This is a genomic window from Nonomuraea sp. NPDC050202 (genome assembly GCF_040656115.1).
Lineage (GTDB): Bacteria > Actinomycetota > Actinomycetes > Streptosporangiales > Streptosporangiaceae > Nonomuraea.
Genome location: NZ_JBFALF010000001.1, coordinates 625,730 through 645,164, shown reverse-complemented (window position 1 = coordinate 645,164; position 19,435 = coordinate 625,730). Strand labels below are relative to the sequence as shown.

The window sequence follows — 19,435 nt, the reverse complement described above, 5'->3', positions numbered from 1 at the left end:
CCGGTGACCCGAGCTGATCTCCCTCTCGCCGCCCGGCTGGGCATCGCGCTGGCCGTGCTGGCCGTCTTCGCCGCCGCGGCCCTGTACGCCGTGCGCGCCGCCACGCAGGTCCCCGGCACCCGGATCGACGCCGTGTTCGGCCGGGCCGGCCAGGGCCTCGACACCGGCTCCCCCGTGAAGATCCGCGGCATCACGGTGGGCGAGGTGACGGACCTGTCGCTGGACGCCGAGGGCAAGGCCGTGGTCACCATGCACGTGACCGTCAGGCTGCCCGCGACCACGGTCGCCACCGTGGAGCCCGCGTCGGTGTTCGGCCCCAAGTTCGTCGGCCTGGAGCCCGGCTCCGGCGAGACCACCGGCCCCTACCTGGCCGCCGGCGCCGTCATCACCGACACCCGGGACCCGCTCGACCTGTCCGACACCCTCGGCGACGCCTACGAGGGCCTGGAGGCGGTCGATCCGCGCGAGGTCACGGTCATCGTGCACACGCTGGCCAAGGGGCTGGAAGGGCAGGGCAAGGACCTGCGCGAGCTGATCGGCGACGCCGGCACCGTCGTGGACGTGGCGCACCGGCACCGGCAGCGGGCCAGGCAGTTCCTGCGCGACGCCGCGCTGCTGGGCACGGCGCTGTCGGACAAGGGCGACGACCTCGTCTCCATCTCCTCCGACGTCAACGTCATCACGCCGGACCTGCTGGAGCGGGCCGACAAGGTCCGCGTGCTGCTGCAGGAGATCACCTCGGTCTCCGGCCAGGTCACGCACGGCCTGGCCAAGCACCGGCAGAACCTGCGGGCCGGCGTGCACTCGGGCGAGCGGGTGGCCGCGCTCATCTACGCCCAGCTCGGCCTGGCCGGCGACGGCGTGCGCGGCCTGAACAGGCTGGTCGACCTGCTCAACGAGCTGATCGAGGCGCCGGGCCCGGGCAACAGCCGGCAGCTCCAGGTGGAGGCGTTCGTGGCCACCGACATCTGCGAGCTGATCGTCGGCGCCTGCGGCCCGACCGACGGGAGGCGCTGATGGAACGCGTGCGCCGCCGCTGGACCTTCCTGCGCTTCGTGCTGTTCATCGGCCTGACCGCGTCGCTGATCGTGTTCATCGCCGTGCAGATCGCCCGGGTGAGCACGGGCGGCGGCTACCGGCTGACCGCCGTCTTCGACGACGTGTCGGGGCTGGTCGAGGGCGACCAGGTGAAGATCGCCGGAGCGCCGGTCGGCCAGGTGGACACGATCAGGGTCGTGGACGGGCGGGCGGAGGTGACGATGGAGGTGCAGGACGCGGTCAGGGTTCCCACGGACACCGAGGCCGCGATCCGCTGGCGCAACGCCGTCGGACAGCGGGTGGTCTACCTGCTGCCCGGCACCGCGCCCGGCAGGCTGCCGCCCGGCTCGCGCATCACCCGCACCTCCTCCGTCGTGGACATCGGCGAGCTGGTCAGCGATCTCGGCCCGCTCACCCGCAGCCTGGACCCCGAGCAGATCAACCAGCTCCTGACGGCCGCCGCCACCTCGCTCAAGGGCAACGACCGTAACATCCCGCGCCTGCTCGACAACGTCAACGCGATCACCACCACGGTCACCGAGCGCAGGCAGACCATCGAGCGGCTCCTGGAGGACTACGCCACCGTCACCGGCGTGGTGGCCAAGCGGGACCAGCAGATCGAGCGGCTGGTGGACAACCTGGTCACGCTGTCGGAGGCGTTCGCCGACAACCGGCAGCTCGTGGACGACGCGCTGGTGGAGCTGTCGGCCACCTTCCACACCTCCAACGAGGTGCTCGGCAAGAACGCCGGCGAGCTCGGCCGGCTGGTGGACAACCTGTCGGGGCTGACCGGTGGCATCAGGCGGCACGTGGGCGAGATCGACAAGGTGGTCGACACCTTCCCGCCGCTGCTCACGCGGGCGTACTCGTCGGTCAACCGCGGCCACTACTTCATCACCGCCGTCCCCTGCCTGGCGCTGAGCGCCGCGCCCTGCCCGTACGGGATGCAGACGCCGCCGCCGCTGCGCAACACCCGCATCCAGAGCGAGAAGGACCTCAGGAAGCTGCTGGTGGGCCAGTGATGGCGCTCAAGTCGTTCCGGGATCGCAACAAGCACGCCGTCGGCCTGGTCTCCCTGGCCACGCTCACCGTGGTCCTCGCGGCCACGTTCCTGGTCGGCAACCTGGGGCTGCTGGAGGGCGGCTACACCGTGTCCGGCGTGTTCGTGGACTCCGGCGGGCTGCGCACCGGCAACGACGTGCGCGTCGCCGGGGTGCGGGTGGGCAAGGTCACCGAGGTGCGGGCCGACTACGGCCAGGGGCACGTGGTCGTGACCTGGAAGGTGGACGACGGCGTGCGGCTCGGCCGCTCCACGCGGGCCGACATCGCCCTGTCCAACCTGCTCGGCGGCCGGTACGTCAAGCTCACCGGCGCGGTCGCGCCCCCGTACCTGGACCAGCTCCCCGAGGCCCAGCGGCGCATCCCGGTGCAGCGGACCGGCGTGCCCACCCTGATCAACGACGCCGTCAAGGACGCCACCAGGCTGGTCGAGCGGCTCGACACCGAGGCCGTGGACGACCTGCTCGCCGAGCTGGGCAAGCTGGACACCTTCAAGCACGGGCGCGTCACCCGGCTCCTGGACAACATCGGCGACCTGTCGGAGACCATCAGCAGGAGCGAGCCGCAGCTGCAGAGGCTGCTCGACAACGGCACCCGGGTCATGGAGCTGCTGGAGAAGAAGGACGCGCAGCTCGGGCGGCTCATCGACGCCGTCGAGGTGATGCTGAGCGAGCTGCGCAGGCGCCGCAACGAGCTGCGCACCATCCTCGGCGACGGCAGCGACCTGGTGCAGAGCACCACCCGGCTGATCACCGAGCACGAGAGGACGCTGGTGCGCGTGCTCGACGACAACGCGGCCATCACCACCCGGCTCAGCGGCAGCACCGGGCGGCTCAACTCGCTGCTGGCGTGGGCGGGGCCGACGTTCTCCGGGCTGGCCACGATGGGCGGGCAGGGGCCGTGGCTGGAGGCCATCGCCACGGGCCTGGGGCCGATCAACCCCGAGGTGCTGGCCGCCATCGCCGAGGACAGGGAGAGCCGGCGATGAGGCGGCTCGCGGCGGTGCTGCTCGCCTGGACGCTCCTCGCCTCCGGCTGCTCGGTGGGCGGGGCGGGGCCGTACCTGCTGGTGGCGATCTTCAGCCAGGCGCCCTCCCTGTACGAGGAGGCGCGGGTCAAGGTGATGGGCCTGGACGCCGGCTACGTGGACCGGATCCGGATATCTGGCGACAAGGTACGGGTCGAGCTGCGGATCGACCGGCACGTGCCGCTGCCGTCCGGCGTCAAGGCCGTGGTCGCGCCGCAGAACACGCTGGGCGAGCGCAACGTCGTGCTCTACCCCCCGTGGAAGCCGGGCGACCAGCGGATCCAGGCCGGGGCGACGATCCCGCTGGAGCGCACCGACCTGCCGGTGGAGATCGACGAGGCGCTCGACGCGTTCACCAAGCTGACCGACGCGCTCGACGACGAGAAGCTGGGCGACGTGGCGGGCGACCTGGCCGACGGGGTGCGCGGGCGCGGCAAGACGATCAACGACGCGATCGCCGACACCGCCGACCTCACCGGCGTCCTGGCCAAGCAGGACCAGCAGCTCGTGGACCTGGCCAGGAGCCTGAACGAGCTGGCCACCAGCCTCAACGAGCGCGAGCGCCAGGTGACCGGCGCCATCGACGCCTTCTCCGAGGCGAGCGCGATCCTGGCGGAGGAGCGGCGGCGGCTGCGCGGGTTCGTCACGGCCATGGCCGGGTTCGTGCGGCGCGGCGACGTGATCATCGAGCAGTACGCCGAACGGCTGCCCAGGGCCGCCACGACGCTGGCCGAGCTGGTGCTGACGGTCCGGGCCAACAGCGCCTCCACCGCGCGCGCCGTCAAGGGCGCCGCCGACTTCGCCGACATCCTCATCGACTCCTGGGACCGCAAGCAGCACGTGCTGAAGATCCGCGTCGTGCTGAACGCGATGACCAGGGCGTGGCTGACGCCGCTGTTCGACGCGCTGAACCTGGGCCCGGTGCCGTGCCTGCCGGCCGGGCTGAGCAACTGCCCCTTCGAACGCCGGGGAGGCTCGCGATGATCAGACGGCTGGCCGCCGGGCTGGCGGCGCTCGCCCTGGCCGCCGGGTGCTCGCTGCAGACGCTCGGCGCGACCACCGGCGACCTGACCCTGCACGCCGTCTTCGACGACGTGCAGAGCCTGGTGACGGGGCACAGCGTGCAGATCGCCGACGTACGCGTGGGCACGGTCACCGGCATCCGGCTGGAGGGCTACCGGGCCAGGGTGACCATGTCGGTGCAGTCGGCGCACCGGGTGCCCGAGGGCAGCACGGCCACCGTGGCCAAGACGTCCGTGCTCGGCGAGAACTACGTCCGGCTCACCCCGCCCGCCGGGAAGAACCTCGCCACGGGCCCGTACCTGAAGGACGGCGCCACGATCGCCGGGACGTCGGTCGAGCCGGACATCGAGCAGGTCACCGCCAAGGCCGGGCCGCTCATCGAGGCGCTCGGCGCGCAGGACGTCAACGCCATCCTCGAGGCCGCCTCCACCGCCTTCGCCGGCCAGGGCGACGAGGTGAACCGGCTGATCAGGCAGACCGCGCAGGTCACCGACGCCTACGCCGCCGCCCGCCGCGACCTCGGCACCTCCATCGACGCCCTGGCCAGGCTCGGCGACGACCTGGCCGAGGGCAGCGCCGAGCTGGACCGGCTGCCGGGCACGCTGGCCGCGGCCACCGAACGCCTCGCGCACGGCCGCAGGCACGTCAAGCGGACGATCGTCGCGCTCACCGAGCTGGCCGAGCAGGCCAACCTCACCGTCTACCCGCGCCACGCCGAGCGGCTGCGCACGCTGCTGCGCGAGCTGGAGGCCGTCTCGACGGCCATGCAGCGGGGCAAGGAGGACCTGAAGGCGCTGGTGGCCAAGCTGCAGGCGTTCATCGACACGCCGCCGATCACCGTGAACGGGCAGGTGCTGATCTACGTGTGGCTGAAGGGCCTGCTGCCGAGCGTGCGCGGAACCCCCGTACGCGAGCGCGGCGGGGACTTCAGCCTGCTGCTGGAGCCGCCGCGATGAGAAGCCGCATCTACGTGAACCTCGGGTTCTTCGTGCTGCTGGGGATCGTCATGACGATCTGGGCGTTCAGCACGATCATCCGGCTGGACGCGATCGAGCGGCCGTACCGGGTGTCGGCCGAGTTCGTCTCCTCCCCCGGGCTGATCCGCGGCTTCGACGTGGCCTACCTGGGCGTCCGGGTCGGCAAGATCGGCGACGTGCGGCTGGCGCCGGGCAGGATCGTCGTGGGGCTGGACATCGACAGGGAGATCCGGCTGCCGAAGGGCGTCACGGCCGAGGTGCGGCGCCGCTCGGCCATCGGGGAGCCGTACGTGGCGCTCTCGCCGCCGCCCACCGGCGTCGCCGGGCCCGCGCTCGCCCCCGGCGACACGATCCCGCTGGCCAGGACGACGGTGCCGCTGGACTACAAGAAGCTGTTCGAAGGGGTCGGCAAGCTGCTGAACGCGGTGCCGCCCGAGGACGCCGACACCATCGTGCACGAGCTGGCCGTCGCCCTGGACGGGCGGGCTCCCGCGATCAGGCGCATCGTCGACGACGCCCACGCCCTGACCGGGACCCTCGCCGACAACGCCGAGCTGCTCGACGACCTGTCGGTGCAGCTCACCCGGCTCACCCACACGCTGGCCGGCAAGCGCGGCGAGCTGGCCTCCGGGATCTCGGACCTGAGCGCGGTGACGGCGGCGCTGCGGGCGTCCCGCAGCGACCTGAACGCCTTCCTCGACCAGGGGCCCGGCGTGTTCGCGCAGCTCGACGCGGCCGTGCGGACGTCCAGGCCGGGATTCTCGTGCCTGCTCACGGCGGCGGGGCTGCCGCACCAGCCCGCCTTCTCGGCGGCGACCAAGCGGAACGTGCACCACCTGCTGAGCATCGTGCCGACCGCGCTCACCCTGGCCGACGACATCAGCGACCGGCGCGGGGGGACCGTGTACGGGAAGGCGTCGTTCATCTTCAGCGTGCCGGGCGGGCCGACGCCGGCCGAGGAATACGCGGGCCCGCTCGGGCCGCCCACCGTGCCCAAGGTGCGGTCCTGCCCCTCCCGCGCGCCCGCACCCGACCCCGGCCCCGACGCCGGGCCCGCCCCGGACGCCGACCGGCACGCCGACGCCTCCCGGCCCACCGGGCACCCCCGCGAGGAGGACACCCCGCAGCCCTCCCAGGAGAGCACCGGCACCGAGTCGCCCAAGGCCGCGGCCGGCACCCGGACCGCGTCCGGAACCCCGATGAACATCGTCCCGCTGGTTGCCGCGATCTTCCTCGCCGTGGTGGTGAGCGGTGGCATCGTGGGCTGGATCGCGGCGGGCCGGGCCGCCCGCCGCCGTGAGGAGTCACCATGACCGACGAGCCCGAGGCCACCACCCCGCCCGCCGACGCCCAGCGGGACACCACCCCGGCCACCGAGGCCCGGGAGGACAGCGCGCCGGCCGCCGACGAGCCCGAGCCGAAGCCCGAGCCCGAGCCGAAGTCCGAGCCCGAGCCCGAGCCGGAGTCCGAGGACGCCCCGCCGGGCGGGCCGGACGCGGGCGCCGCGGCCGGCGGCGAGCCGCCCTCCCGGGGCAGGCGCTTCACGCGGGCCAAGGTCGTCGGGGCGCTGGCCGCGATGCTGGTGACCGCGATCACCGCCACCGCCGTCCTGCAGTGGATCTCCGCCGCCCAGGCCGAGGACGCCCGCGCCGGCCTGGAGTCGGAGCGCGCCCTGCGCCTGGAGGTGTCCGGCGCGGCGAGCGCGTTCAGCCGCGCCCTGCTCAGCTACGACTACCAGAACCTGCAGAGCACCCGCTCCACCCTCGCCGCCCAGGCCACGGGCGACTTCCTGACCACGTACGACGCGGCGTTCGGCGGCGCGATGACCCAGGTCATCGTCAAGCTCAAGGCCACCTCGCAGGCCACCGTACGCGAGGTCTACCTGGCGGACGTGGACGAGGCCACCGCCCACGCCATCGTCGTGGTGGACCAACAGGTGAACACTTCGGAGGCGATCCGCTCGGTCAAGGACTCCCACCTTAAGATCAGTCTTGTCAAGGAGAAGGGGACCTGGAAGATTCATGACGTGACCGTGCTCGGCGCGGCGTCGGAGGACCAGTACAACCTCAACGGCGACGACAAGAAGAAGGACTGACGATCGGCCCCTTAGCGATGGGTGGCCGCCCCGACGAGGTGCGCGCCCCCGACGAATGGCTCACCGAGGTGGAGCAGGAGCGGGCCGCCCGCTTCAAGTTCGACCACGACCGCACCATCTTCATCGCCGCCCACCTCCTCGTCCGGCTCTGCGCCGCCGAGGTGCTCGGCGCCGACCCGGCGGAGCTCACGCTGCTGCAGTACTGCGACCTGCACGGCTTCGGGCACGGCAGGCCGTCCATCGAGCAGGCCCCCGACCTCGGCGTCAGCTTCAGCCACACGCGCGGCTACGTGTGCGCGGCGGCAGGCCCGGGCAAGGTCGGGGTGGACGCCGAACGCGTCCGCCCGGGCCCCCTGGACACGGTGCTGGCCGACCGCGTGCTCACCCCGCGCGAGCGCGCGATGGTCACCGGCAACGACGAGCTGATCAGGCACTGGACGCGCAAGGAGGCGCTCATCAAGCGGGGCGAGCTGACGCTCGACAAGGTGAGCGAGGGCGGCGAGGACCTGACCGGCCGGCACCTGCTGGAGTGGAGCGCCGGCCCGGACATCAGGGTGGCGGTCATCACCGACAGCCCCGCCCGGCGCGTGCCCGTCCCGGGCCAGGACTCATGAACGGCGGCGGGTCGGGGTCGGGTCGAGGAAGACCTGCCTGACCCCCGGGAACCGCTCCCGCAGCCGCCGGTCCACCTCCTCGCAGGCGATCTCCACGCCTCCCGCACTGGCCTCGTCCCTGAAGTCGATCTTCGCGGCGACCAGCACCTCGCCCGGCCCGATCATCATGGTCAGCAGCTCCACCACGTCCTCCACCTCGGGCTGGGCCAGCAGCACGGCGCGGATGCCGGTCTCGATGCCCTGCGGCGCGGCCTGGCCGATGAGCAGCGACAGGTTCGACCGGATCAGGATGAGCGCGACGACCAGCAGGAGCAGCCCGATCGCGACCGACGCGGCGCCGTCCCAGAGCGCGGAGCCGGTGAGCTGCGAGCCGAGCAGCCCCCCACCGGCGATGAGCAGCCCGGCCAGCGCGGCGGCGTCCTCGAACAGCACGGCCTTCAGCGCGGTGTCGGAGGTGAGCCGCGCCAGCCGCAAGGGGCTCACGTCGTAGCGGCGAGCCTCGCCCTGCAACTGCCTGTACGCCTTGGAGAACGAGACGGCCTCGATGACGAACGAGACGGCCAGCACGACGTAGGACGGCGTCAGGTTGGACAGCTCCTCGCCATGGCTGATCTCGTGCAGCCCGTGCGTGACCGAGAACCCGGCCCCGCCCACCAACGTCGCGACCGCCGCCATCATGGCCCAGAGGAAGCCGGCCTTGCCGTACCCGAACGGGTGCCGCCGGTCGGCGGGCTTGCCCGAGCGGCGCACCGCCACCAGCAGCAGGAGCTCGGTGACGGTGTCGGCCGCCGAGTGCGCCGCCTCCGACAGCATGGCCGCCGAACCGCCGATCAGCCCGGCGATGAGCTTGGCCAGCGCGATGGTGAGGTTCGCGGCGCCGGCGACGAGCACGGTGCCCAGGCTCTCCCCTGACTTGCCCTCTCCCATGGCGTTCAACTGTACGTGCGCTAGATTGGGGATCATGAGCGCGCCTCGCTGGCTTTCACCCGCCGAACAGCGTGCCTGGCGTACGCACCTGGCGCTGCACAAGCTGCTCATGCACCGGCTCGACCGGGAGCTGCAGGAGCACTCGCTCTCGTTGAACGACTACGAGATCCTCGTCAACCTCTCCGAGAGCCAGGGCAGGCGCATGCGGATGAGCGACCTGGCCGACGCGACGATCCAGTCGCGCAGCCGGTTGTCGCACCAGATCTCCCGCATGGAGGCCAAGGGCCTGGTGGTCAGGGAGGACTGCCGTGACGACCGGAGGGGCACGTTCGCGGTGCTGACCGACGAGGGGTGGGACACGATCCAGCGGGTGGCTCCGTTCCACGTGGCGAGCGTGCGCGAGCACTTCGTGGACCGGCTCACCGACGACCAGCTCGACGCGATCGAGGAGGCGTACGCGCCTCTCGTGGAGCATCTGAAGAAGCTGCGCTGACACCCAACCGATACCGGCGACGGCGCACGGCCTCCGCCGGTGGTCGATACGATCCGGTCATGCTCAGAAGACTCCTCGTCGTGGCCGCGCTCGCGTCAGTGGCGGCGTGCTCATCGGGCGGCGGCGGGGCCGAGCTGCCCGCCGGGCCCGAGCTGATGAAGAAGGCCTCCGAGTCCATGAAGGCCGTCAAGTCGGCCGGCTTCTCGATCGCGACCGAGGGCAAGCCGCAGGTGCCGGTCAAGAAGGCCGACGGCCGGCTGACGGCGGAGGGTGACGCCGACGGCACGCTCACGCTCGACGTCCTCGGCACGCTGCAGGAGGTCTCCTTCGCCCTGGTCGGGGAGACGGTGCACTTCAAGGGGCCGACGGGCGGCTTCCAGAAGATGACGCGGGCGCAGCTCGCGCAGTTCTACGACCCGTCGGTGATCCTGGAGCCCACCAAGGGCATCGCGCAGTTGCTGGCCTCGGCCACCGACCCCAAGGTGGAGGGCGTCGAGGGCGGCTCCTACCGGGTCGCCACCACCTTCCCCGCGAACGTCGTCGCGCCGATCGTGCCGGGCGTCACGCAGGGCGTGAACGGCAAGGTCTGGCTCGACCAGGCCACCAGCCGGCTCACCAGGGCGAGCCTGCCGTTGCAGGGCGGTACGGTCACGGTGTCGTTCAGCGACTACGACGCCCCTGTGACGATCACGCCGCCCGCCGCCGAGTGAGGCCGGCGAGATGAGGCGCGCCCGCCGGGTGGTGCTCGGCACGGGCGGCGCGGTGGTGCTGCTGGCGGCGCTGGACGCGTACGTGGTGGTGACGGTCCTCATCGACATCGCCGAGGATGTCGGCATCCCGCTCAACCACCTGGAGCGGGCCACGCCGATCGTGACGGGCTTCCTGCTCGGGTACGTCGCCGCGATGCCGCTGCTCGGCCAGCTCTCCGACCGGTACGGCCGGCGTCCCCTCATCCACGCCTGCCTGGCGGCCTTCGCGCTCGGCTCGGTGCTGACGGCGCTGGCGGCCGGGGAGGTCATGGTGGTGGCCGGGCGTACCGTGCAGGGGGTGGCGGGGGGCGCGCTGCTGCCGATCACGATGGCGCTCATCGGGGACCTGTGGGACGAGCGGGAGCGGCCGGTCGCCCTGGGCGCGGTGGGGGCGGCGCAGGAGCTGGGCAGCGCGCTCGGGCCCCTGTACGGCGGGCTGCTGGCCGGGGTGCCCGGCGCCGTGGTGGCGGGGATCGAGCTGGGCGGCTGGCACGCGATCTTCTGGATCAACGTCCCGCTCGCCGCCCTGGCCGCCCTCGCCATCCACTTCACCGTCCCGCCCCGCACCCTCGCCCCCGTCCCGGCGTCCGCCGGCGAGGAGGCCACGTCCCCCGACGCGGACCTTGCGGCGGCGACCAGCACGGACGCGGGCGCGGCCTCGCGCAGCGGGCCGGGCACGCCGGGCGCGGCCCCGACCGGCGAACCGAGCACGGCGGCCTCTGACGGGCCGGACGCGCGCACGATCGCCCCGGAGACGGTGGCAGGCACAGCGGACACGCGCGCGACCGCTCCGGAGACGGTGGCAGGCGCGCCGGGGAGTCCGGCGGGCGGCGGACGCGACGCGGTGCCGACGATCACTCACGAGGCGGTAGCGCCCGTGGCGGGGCGGACGGTGGCGGGGCGGACGGTGGCGGGGCGGGTGGTGGCGGGGCAGGTGGGCCGGGCGGCGGCCGGGCGGGTGGACGTGGTCGGCGGGGCGTTGCTCGCGCTGGCGCTGGCCCTGCTGGTCGTGGGCCTGTACAACCCCGATCCCGCCACCGCCGTCCTCCCCCCGTGGGGCCCACCGGTGATCGCGGCCGGGGTGCTGGTGGCCGTGGCGTTCGTCTGGTGGGAGATCCGCTCTCCCGTACGCCTGCTCGACCTCACCACCACCCGCAAGGGCCCGCTGCTGGCCACCCTGGGCGTGAGTTTCCTGGCCGGGGCCGCGCTCCTGGTGACCATGGTGTTCGTCCAGCTCGCCGCCCAGACCCTGCTGGGCAAGGAGGCGCTGGCGGCGTCGCTGGTTCTGGCCAGGTTCCTGGCTGCGCTGACCGTCGCGGCCCTGCTGGGCGGGCTCCTGGCGCGCAGGCTGGGCGACCGGGTCGTGGCGGTGGCGGGCATGGCGCTGGCGGCCGGAGGCTACTGGCTGATGAGCCGCTGGCCGCTCGACCTGGCCGGGTCGGGTCTGGTGATGGACCGCGACCTGGTGCTCGCCGGTCTGGGTCTGGGCCTGGTGATCGCTCCGGTGTCGTCGGCGGTGCTGCGGGTGAGCACGGCGGCGCAGCACGGGGTGGCGTCGGCGGCGGTCGTGGTGGCCAGGATGATGGGCATGCTGATCGGCATCGCGGCCGTGTCGGCGTGGGGGTTCTACCGGTTCCAGTCGCTGACGGCCCAGCTGGACACGCCGCTCCCGTTCGGCGTGGATCAGGAGACGTACCAGCGGCGGCTGGCCGACTACACCGCTCAGGTGCAGGCGGCCCTGCACACCGAGTACACCGAGATGTTCCTGGTGACGGCGTTCATCTGCGTGGCGGGCGCGGCGGTCGCCGTCCTCATGCCGCGCCGCTGAGGCACGCCTGGGCGGGAAGCGTGCCCGCCCCGCTGCGGGAGCGGAGCGGGCACGCGGAGGTCATGGCGAGAGCCGGTGCAGGTCGCGCGGGAACGCGGTGGTCTGGCGGACGTTGGCCGCGCCCGTCAGCCGCGCCGTCCACCGCTCCAGCCCCAGCGCGAACCCGCCGTGCGGCGGCATCCCGTACCGGAAGGCCTGCAGATACCCTTCGTACGCCCGCGTCCCCTCACCCCGCCCGGCCAGCGCCCGCACGTAGTCGTCGTACCGGTGCAGCCGCTGCCCGCCGGTGACCAGCTCCATCCCGCGGAAGAGCAGGTCGAACCCGTTGGAGTAGGCGGGCCGTTCGGGGTCGGGATGGGTGTAGAACGGCCGCTTGCTCATCGGGAACCCGGTGACGAACAGGAAGTCGGACCCGTGCTCCCGCTCCGCCCACCGCGACAGCCACCGCTCCTGCGCGGGCGCCAGGTCGGGCTCGTCGGAGGAGGTCAGCCGCTGCGCCTCGGTGAAGTGGAGGGCGGGGATCTCGGCGGGCACCGTGGGAAGGGCGACATCCAGCAGGTCGAGTGCGGCGGCGGCACGCAGGCGTACCGACTCCAGCATGCCCGCCACGGTCTCCCGCAGCACCGCCATCACGTCCCGATGGTCGCGGACGAAGCCCAGCTCGGCGTCCAGGCTGGTGTACTGGGCCAGGTGCCGTACGGTGTCGTGCGGCTCGGCGCGGAAGACGGGCCCCACCTCGTAGACCCGCTCGAACACCCCGACCATCGCCTGCTTGTAGAACTGGGGCGACTGGGCGAGGTAGGCGGGCCGCCCGAAGTAGTCGATGCCGAAGACGTTCGCGCCTGACTCGGTGGCCGAGCCGACGATCTTGGGTGTGTGGATCTCGGTGAAGCCGAGCCGGTCGAGCGTCTCGCGGAAGCCGGCCACGCTCGCCGCCGAGATCTCCAGCCCGGCCCGCAGCAGCGGGTGCCGCAGCGCGACCGGCGCGTGGTCGAGCACGGTCGGCAGCGCCGCCGCGACGACGGGCCTGTACAGGTCGAACGGCGGCGCCGCGCACGGCTGCGCGAGCACGTCCACCTCGGGCGAGACCAGCTCGTAGCCGCCCGGCGCCTGCTCGCCGGCGACGACGGTGCCGGTGACCCGCACGACGCTCTCCTCGGGCGGCAGGTCGCCGGCGGCGACCACCTGCGCCAGCCCGGTACGGTCCCTGACGACGAGGAAGGACACGGATTTGAGTTGCCGGCGGCGATGGACCCAACCGGCGATCGTCACTCGTTGGCCGGCGTGCTCAGCGAGCTCCGCCGACATGACACGAGAGATCATCACAGCTCCTGTCGAGGAATTGCATGACCCCTTGGGAGTGCGGGAGAGAAGGGAACTCTCGGTGCCACCGCACTTTCGCCGCCCCGCGACGGGGACGGCCTCGACGACCCGATGACGGGGGTCAGGCCGGCGGGGCATTTCCTCCCCGCACTCGGGAGTGTCTTCACCAGCGGGGCACGGTGCCGCCTTCGCAGCTACCGGCGGCTCTCTCGGCCCGTGCGGGGCCGCTGGCTACTCGTCTCCGTCAACGCGTTACCGCCGATCCTACGATCACCGCGGGACCGGCGGCAAAACGATTACTTGTCCTTCTTGGCGCGCTTCTCGCGGATCTTCATCGTCACCTCGATCGGCGACCCGGCGAAGCCGAACTCCTCGCGGATGCGCCGCTCGATGAAGCGCCGGTAGGTGTCCTCCAGCCATCCGGAGGTGAACAGCACGAACTTGGGCGGCTCGACGGACGCCTGCGTGGCGAAGAGGATCTTCGGCTGCTTGCCGCCCCGCACCGGCGGCGGGGTCTGCTGCACCAGCTCGGTCAGGAACGCGTTGAGCCGGGCCGTCGGCACCCGCGTGGACCAGGAGTCGAGCGCCTTCTCCAGGGCCGGGACGAGCCGGTCGACGTGCCTGCCGGTCTTGGCGGAGATGTTGACCCGCAGCGCCCACGGGGTGCGGACGAGCTGCCGGTCGATCTCCTTCTCCAGGTAGTAGCGCCGGTCCTCGTCGACCAGGTCCCACTTGTTGAAGGCCACCACCATGGCCCGCCCGGACTCGATGACCAGGCCGATGATGCGCAGGTCCTGCTCGGTGAGCGGCTCGCTGGCGTCGATGAGCACGATCGCCACCTCGGTACGCTCCAGCGCCGCGCGGGTGCGCATGGCGGCGTAGAAGTCGGCGCCCTGCAGCTCGCGGTCGCGCCGCCGGATGCCGGCGGTGTCGACGAAGCGCCAGGTGCGCCCGCCGAGCTCGATCAGCTCGTCCACGGGGTCGCGGGTGGTGCCCGCCATGGGGTCGACCAGCACCCGCTCCTCCCCGGCCAGCTTGTTGAGCAGGGAGGACTTGCCGACGTTCGGCTTGCCGAGCAGCGCGACGCGGGCGGGCCCGCGCTCGGTGCCGAACGTGACCTGGGGCGTCTCGGGCAGCGCGTCGAGCATCACGTCGAGCAGGTCGCCGCTGGATCGGCCGTGCAGGGCCGAGACAGGGTACGGCTCGCCGAGCCCGAGCGACCACAGCGCGGCGGCCTCCAGCTCGAGCTGCTGGTTGTCGACCTTGTTGGCGGCCAGGATGACCGGTTTGCCGGACTGACGCAGCACGGAGCCCACGATCTCGTCGGCGTCGGTCGCGCCCACGGTGGCGTCCACGACGAACACGATGACGTCGGCCAGCTCGACCGCGACCTGGGCCTGCTCGGCGATGCGCAGGTTCATGCCCGTGGCGTCAGGGTCCCAGCCGCCGGTGTCGACCACGGTGAAGCGGCGGCCGCGCCAGTTGGCGTCGTAGGTGACACGGTCGCGGGTGACGCCCGGCACGTCCTCGACGACCGCTTCGCGGCGGCCGATGATGCGGTTGACCAGCGTGGACTTGCCGACGTTCGGCCGTCCGACGATGGCGACGACCGGCAGCGGCGCGCTGTGGTGCTCCTGCTCGTCGATCTCCAGCTCGTCGAGGTCAGCCTCGACCCAATCCCCCGTTGACACGATTTTTCGTCCTTAAGGTGAGTACCGCACCTGAACGGTTCAGGTGCGCTCCTTGACCAGTCTCAGCACCTCCGCGATGACCTCGTCCAAGGTCAGCGTGGTGGTGTCGAGCTCGATGGCGCCAGCCGCCATCGAGAGCGGGTCCGTCTTACGTGTTGAGTCCAGGGTGTCACGCCTGGCCAGGGCCTCCTGCTGCGCCTCCACCGTGGAGCCGGCGACCTCGGCGCTGCGCCTGCGGGCGCGGGCCTCCGCGCTGGCCGTCAGGTAGATCTTGACGGCGGCCTGGGGCCAGACGACCGAGCCGATGTCGCGGCCCTCGACCACGATGTCACCGGCGCCGATGATCTCGCGCTGCAGCGCGACGAGCCGCACGCGCACCTCGGGCACGGCGGCGACGGCCGAGACCGCGCCGGTGACGTCGGCCTGCCTGATCGGCTCCGCCACGTCGACGCCGTCGACGTGGATGGCGGGGCCGCCGGGGTCGGTGCCGGAGACGATGGCGGGCTCGCCGCAGCGGGCCGCGACGGCGGCGGGGTCGGCCAGGTCGACGCCCTGCTGGAGCATCCACCAGGTCATCGCGCGGTACATCGCCCCGGTGTCGAGGTAACGCAGGCCAAGCGCGCGGGCGGCTCCGCGCGACACGCTCGACTTACCCGACCCCGAAGGGCCGTCCATGGCGACGACCAGACCGGTCACGGCCTCTCCCTCTTCACGTGTTAGGTCCAACTTGAAGAGGCTACCGCCTCCGGGTCAGTCGGCGATCCAGCTCCCGTGGAAGCCGAGCGGCACCCGGGCGGGCAGGTGCACGGTGGCGACCGGCTCGCCGGTGAAGTCCTGCGCGGAAAGGATCACCAGGTCGGCGGCGCCCCGGGACGGGTCGTTGACGAACGACAGCACGTAACCGTCGTCCTCGGCCTCGCCCGCGCCGACGAAGACGGGCTCGCCCGCGTACGCGCCGCGCCCGAGCCGCCGCGACTCCTGCGTGCCCCGCCGCAGGTCGTGCTTGATGAGCGTGTTGTCGAAGGCGTCGTCCGGCAGGTCCTCCAGCTCGCCGCCCACCACGTCGACCAGCTCGCGGGTGGCGGCGGTGTAGCCGTAGCGGTAGGGCCGGCCGGTGCGGCGCTCGTCCATGCGCGGGAACTCCTGGGGGCGGTCGTCGAGCCGCGTCCGCCCGACCCGGCCGGTGGCGAGGTCGATCCGCCACCGGTCGAGCGTGGGCCGGCCGCCCAGGTCGAGCCGCGCGTCCACGAACCCTCTGGGGTAGCTGACCACGTCCACGACCACCTCGCCGCCGTCGTCGTAGGCGTTGAGCGTGTGGAAGACCCAGCACGGCGGCGCGTCCACCCAGCGCAGGTCGCCGCTCTCGCGCGACATGAGCCCGATGCGCGCGGGGTGGCCGTCGTTCCACGCGTACGGCAGCCGGTCGCCCCGCTCCGCGTGGGCCATGCTGAACGTGACGGGCAGGTCGTAGATCACCACGAACCGCTCGGTGAGCGCGAAGTCGTGCACCATCGGCTTGTCGGCGACCGGGATGTCCGTGACCCGCTGGACCACGCCCTTGGGGTCGAGCACGAGGTGCTGGTGGTGGTCCCAGCCGAAGAAGTACGCCAGCGCGTGCAGCTCGCCGGTGACCGGGTCGAGGTGGGTGTGCGCGGCGAACCCGCCCGGCAGCCCGCCGTCGAAGTCGCACGCGCCGATGGTGTCGAGCTCGTACCCCAGCTCGTACGGCAGCGCCCCCGCCTCCACGGTGGCGAACGTGCGCCCGCCGAGCCCGATGACGTGGGTGTTGGCCGAGAAGTCGAGACCGGCGTGCACGGGCCCCGGCCTGGCCTCCTCGCCGAGCCGCCCGGCCACGCGGGCGCTACGGACCCAGCGGTTGCGGTACCACTCGGCGCGGCCGTCGCGCAGCCGCACGCCGTGCACCATGCCCTCGCCGAAGAACAGGTGGCCGGCGCTGGGGTCGTCGAGGCTGAGCGGGTTGGGGCCGTTACGCAGGTAGCGGCCGTTGAGCTCGGCCGGGATGCGTCCGGTGACGTCGAGGTCGAACGCGGTGACCTCCTCGCTCACCGGGGCGAATCCGTCCTTGAACGGAGTGGTCATGGGGTGCCCCTTTCGTCGTCGGGAACCAGGAACGGCGTCAGCACCGAGGCGCAGAGAAGGCGGTAACGCCGCGCGGCCACGTCCCGGTCGAAGTGGCCCAGGATCTCCAGGCTCACGGCGCCGTGGACGGCCATCCACAACACGTCGGCGATCTCCGCGGCCTCGGCCCCGCGCAGCACCCCGGCCTCCAGGCAGTCGGCCACCTCGCGCACCAGCAGCTCGAACGTGCGCCTGGCCGCCCGCACCGCCTCGGGCCGCGGCTTCAGGCCCGGCAGCGCGCCCAGGAACATGACCCGGTAGTAGTCGGGCTCGCCCAGCGCGTACTCCCGGTAGGCCATGAGCCCCCGGTGCAGCAGTTCGAGCGGGTCGTCGTGCGGCGGCACCGCCAGCAGCGCCCGCTCGAACCGCGCGAACCCCTCCAGCCAGAGCGCCTCGCCGAGCCCGTCCTTCCCGCCGAAGAGCGTGTAGATCACCTTGGTCGAACAGCCCACCTCGCCGGAGATCCGCCGCACGGTGAGCGCGGCCGGTCCTTCGGTGACGAGCAGCCGCTTGGCCGCGTCGAGGACGGCCGCCCTGACGACGCTCTGCCCTTCCCGCTGGGCCTGCTGGTACGCGGAAACCGTCATGATGGGTAACGCCGTTTCTTCCCGGTAACACTGTTACCTCCTCTATACGCCTCCCCCGAAGACCCGTCAACGGCCCGGAGGAGGAGTAAGGCCGTCCACTCCGGTAAGTGACACCGTGTGAAGAACGGAGCCCGCGTCACGGTGGTCGTGGCGAGCAAGGACAGGCTGCGGGCGCTGACCCGCTCGCTCCCCCTGCACCCGCGCCCGGTGATCCTCGTGGACAACGGCTCCACCGACGGCACCGCCACGTTCGTCCGGCGCCACTTCCCCGACGTCCACGTGGTCGAGGCGGGCAGGAACCTGGGCGCCCCCGCCCGCAACATCGGCGTCCAGATGGCCGAGACGCCCTACGTCGCCTTCGCCGACGACGACTCCTGGTGGGCGCCGGGCGCGCTGGAGCGAGCCGCCGACGTGCTGGACGCCTACCCGCGGCTCGCGGTCCTGGGCGCGCGCGTGCTGGTGGGCCCGGAGGAGCGGCTGGACACGGTGTCGGAGCAGATGCGCGACTCCCCGCTCGGCGTCGAGCCGGACCTGCCGGGGCCGAGCGTGCTGGGCTTCCTGGCGTGCGGGGCGGTGGTCCGCAAGGAGGCTTACCTCGATGCGGGAGGGTTCGACGACGTGATCTTCTTCTTCGGCGAGGAGGAGCGGCTGGCCATGGACCTGGCCGCGAAGGGATGGGGGCTGGCGTACGTGCACGACGTGGTGGCGCACCACCACCCCTCGCCGGCCAGGGACCCGCGCGGCAGGCAGGTGCTGGCCGCGCGCAACGCCGTGCTGACGGCCGTGCTGCGCCGCCCGTGGCGGGTGGTGGCCAGGCGCTCGTTCGAGGCGCTGCGCGGCGGCTCGGCGGGCCGTGAGGGGCTGCGTACGGCGGTGCGCAGGCTGCCCCGGGCGCTGGCGGAGCGGCGCGGGCTGCCGATCTCCGTGGAGCGGGCCCGGCGCACGCTGGAGCGGGCCGATGGCTGACCCGCGCGTGGGCGCCGTCGTGATCACCTGGAACCGGCGCGAGGAGGCGCTCACCGCGCTGGGCCGCCTGCTCGCGCTGCCGGAGCGGCCCCAGGTGGTGCTGGTGGACAACGGCTCGGCCGACGGCACCGCGCAGGCGGTGGCCCGGGCCTATCCCGAGGTTGACGTGGTCGCCCTGGACGAGAACCTTGGCGCCGTGGGCCGCAACGTGGGGGTGGAGCGGCTGCGCACGCCGTACGTGGCCTTCGCCGACGACGACACCTGGTGGGCCCCCGGCTCGCTGGAGCGGGCCGCCGACGTGCTGGACGCCCATCCCCGCCTGGCCGTCGTGACGGCCCGCATCCTGGCCGAGCCCGGCGGGCGCGACGACCCGATCGTCGCCGAGCTGCGCGACTCCCCCGTACAGGGCCCTGACTGGCTGCCCGGCCCCGCGCTGGGCAGCTTCCTGGCGGGAGCGTCGGTGCTGCGGCGGGAGGCGTTCCTCGAATGCGGCGGCTTCTCGCGGCGGCTGTGGCTGGGCGGCGAGGAGGAGCTGCTGGCCGTGGACCTGGCCACGGCGGGCTGGGAGCTGTGTTACCTGGAGGAGCTGACGGTCCACCACCAGGCCTCGGCGCAGCGGGACGCGCACGGCAGGAGGCGGGTGGGGCTGCGTAACACGCTCTGGTTCACGTGGCTGCGGCGGCCGCTGCGCGCGGCGCTGCGGCGTACCGCGCACCTGGCCAGGACGGTGCCGCGCGACCGCGTCTCGGCGCTGGCGGCCCTGGACGCCCTGCGTGGGCTGCCGTGGGTGCTGGCCGAGCGGCGGCGCGTGCCACCGCGGGTGGAGGCCCGGCTGGCGAGCCTGGAGGCGTCCCAGGAGAACTCGCGGGCCCGCCGTTACGTCTCGTGAACGCGGGGCAG

Annotated in this window: 19 protein-coding genes; 13 read left to right on the top strand and 6 right to left on the bottom strand. The window is 72.8% G+C overall.

The features are described from left to right. Positions 1–3 precede the first annotated feature (3 nt). The 8 genes from AB0I79_RS03155 to AB0I79_RS03120 are packed head-to-tail and all read left to right on the top strand — an operon-like array spanning position 4 to position 7,832. The gene (locus tag AB0I79_RS03155) at positions 4–1,017 is read left to right on the top strand and encodes an MlaD family protein (protein WP_357866234.1); all 1,014 of its coding nucleotides are present in this window, start codon (positions 4–6) and stop codon (positions 1,015–1,017) included. After that, positions 1,017–2,060 carry an MlaD family protein gene (locus AB0I79_RS03150; protein ID WP_357866232.1) on the top strand — a complete coding sequence of 348 codons (1,044 nt, stop codon included), beginning with the start codon at positions 1,017–1,019 and terminating at the stop codon, positions 2,058–2,060. The genes AB0I79_RS03155 and AB0I79_RS03150 overlap by 1 nt, the downstream gene beginning before the upstream one ends. Next, on the top strand, positions 2,060–3,085 hold the full coding sequence (locus AB0I79_RS03145; protein WP_357866231.1) for an MlaD family protein: 1,026 nt from the start codon (positions 2,060–2,062) through the stop codon (positions 3,083–3,085). Before AB0I79_RS03150 ends, AB0I79_RS03145 begins: the two co-directional genes overlap by 1 nt. Further along, positions 3,082–4,107, top strand: coding sequence for an MCE family protein (locus tag AB0I79_RS03140; RefSeq protein ID WP_357866230.1), 1,026 nt, complete (start codon positions 3,082–3,084; stop codon positions 4,105–4,107). The genes AB0I79_RS03145 and AB0I79_RS03140 overlap by 4 nt, the downstream gene beginning before the upstream one ends. Further along, on the top strand, positions 4,104–5,102 hold the full coding sequence (locus AB0I79_RS03135; protein ID WP_357866228.1) for an MCE family protein: 999 nt from the start codon (positions 4,104–4,106) through the stop codon (positions 5,100–5,102). Before AB0I79_RS03140 ends, AB0I79_RS03135 begins: the two co-directional genes overlap by 4 nt. Beyond that, positions 5,099–6,436 (top strand): MCE family protein, encoded by a 1,338-nt coding sequence (locus AB0I79_RS03130; RefSeq protein ID WP_357866227.1) that lies wholly within the window; start codon positions 5,099–5,101, stop codon positions 6,434–6,436. Before AB0I79_RS03135 ends, AB0I79_RS03130 begins: the two co-directional genes overlap by 4 nt. After that, the gene (locus AB0I79_RS03125) at positions 6,433–7,218 is read left to right on the top strand and encodes a hypothetical protein (RefSeq protein WP_357866225.1); all 786 of its coding nucleotides are present in this window, start codon (positions 6,433–6,435) and stop codon (positions 7,216–7,218) included. The genes AB0I79_RS03130 and AB0I79_RS03125 overlap by 4 nt, the downstream gene beginning before the upstream one ends. Before the next feature lie 17 nt (positions 7,219–7,235). Continuing rightward, the gene (locus AB0I79_RS03120; protein WP_357866224.1) at positions 7,236–7,832 is read left to right on the top strand and encodes a 4'-phosphopantetheinyl transferase superfamily protein; all 597 of its coding nucleotides are present in this window, start codon (positions 7,236–7,238) and stop codon (positions 7,830–7,832) included. Here AB0I79_RS03120 and AB0I79_RS03115 read toward each other — a convergent pair. After that, complete coding sequence (locus AB0I79_RS03115) at positions 7,827–8,759, bottom strand: cation diffusion facilitator family transporter (RefSeq protein WP_357866222.1); 933 nt, start codon at positions 8,757–8,759, stop codon at positions 7,827–7,829. The genes AB0I79_RS03120 and AB0I79_RS03115 overlap by 6 nt on opposite strands. Before the next feature lie 34 nt (positions 8,760–8,793). Between AB0I79_RS03115 and AB0I79_RS03110 the strand changes: the two genes are divergently transcribed. Genes AB0I79_RS03110 through AB0I79_RS03100 form a run of 3 tightly spaced genes read left to right on the top strand, consistent with a single transcriptional unit; the run spans position 8,794 to position 11,829 of the window. Beyond that, entirely contained in the window at positions 8,794–9,252 is a 459-nt protein-coding gene (locus tag AB0I79_RS03110) for a MarR family transcriptional regulator (protein WP_357866220.1), read from the top strand. 59 nt (positions 9,253–9,311) lie between these two features. After that, entirely contained in the window at positions 9,312–9,962 is a 651-nt protein-coding gene (locus tag AB0I79_RS03105) for an LppX_LprAFG lipoprotein (RefSeq protein ID WP_357866218.1), read from the top strand. A 10-nt stretch (positions 9,963–9,972) separates the two neighbouring features. Beyond that, positions 9,973–11,829 carry an MFS transporter gene (locus tag AB0I79_RS03100; protein WP_357866217.1) on the top strand — a complete coding sequence of 619 codons (1,857 nt, stop codon included), beginning with the start codon at positions 9,973–9,975 and terminating at the stop codon, positions 11,827–11,829. 60 nt (positions 11,830–11,889) lie between these two features. Here the strand turns inward: AB0I79_RS03100 and aspS are convergent, their stop codons facing one another. From aspS to AB0I79_RS03075, 5 genes are all read right to left on the bottom strand, one after another. After that, on the bottom strand, positions 11,890–13,152 hold the full coding sequence (gene aspS / locus AB0I79_RS03095) for an aspartate--tRNA(Asn) ligase (protein WP_357866215.1): 1,263 nt from the start codon (positions 13,150–13,152) through the stop codon (positions 11,890–11,892). A gap of 296 nt (positions 13,153–13,448) precedes the next feature. Beyond that, entirely contained in the window at positions 13,449–14,843 is a 1,395-nt protein-coding gene (der, locus tag AB0I79_RS03090) for a ribosome biogenesis GTPase Der (protein WP_357866214.1), read from the bottom strand. A 39-nt stretch (positions 14,844–14,882) separates the two neighbouring features. Beyond that, positions 14,883–15,539, bottom strand: coding sequence for a (d)CMP kinase (cmk, locus tag AB0I79_RS03085; RefSeq protein ID WP_357866212.1), 657 nt, complete (start codon positions 15,537–15,539; stop codon positions 14,883–14,885). A 54-nt stretch (positions 15,540–15,593) separates the two neighbouring features. Beyond that, on the bottom strand, positions 15,594–16,943 hold the full coding sequence (locus tag AB0I79_RS03080) for a carotenoid oxygenase family protein (RefSeq protein WP_357866210.1): 1,350 nt from the start codon (positions 16,941–16,943) through the stop codon (positions 15,594–15,596). Further along, positions 16,940–17,569, bottom strand: a complete 630-nt coding sequence (locus tag AB0I79_RS03075; protein WP_357866209.1) for a TetR/AcrR family transcriptional regulator — start codon at positions 17,567–17,569, stop codon at positions 16,940–16,942. Before AB0I79_RS03075 ends, AB0I79_RS03080 begins: the two co-directional genes overlap by 4 nt. Positions 17,570–17,686: 117 nt before the next feature. Between AB0I79_RS03075 and AB0I79_RS03070 the strand changes: the two genes are divergently transcribed. Together AB0I79_RS03070 and AB0I79_RS03065 are read left to right on the top strand one after the other, a co-directional pair. Then, on the top strand, positions 17,687–18,535 hold the full coding sequence (locus AB0I79_RS03070; protein ID WP_357866207.1) for a glycosyltransferase: 849 nt from the start codon (positions 17,687–17,689) through the stop codon (positions 18,533–18,535). Beyond that, positions 18,528–19,424: a glycosyltransferase gene (locus AB0I79_RS03065; RefSeq protein WP_357866206.1), complete on the top strand. Its 897-nt coding sequence runs from the start codon at positions 18,528–18,530 to the stop codon at positions 19,422–19,424. The genes AB0I79_RS03070 and AB0I79_RS03065 overlap by 8 nt, the downstream gene beginning before the upstream one ends. The last annotated feature ends 11 nt before the right edge of the window (positions 19,425–19,435 follow it).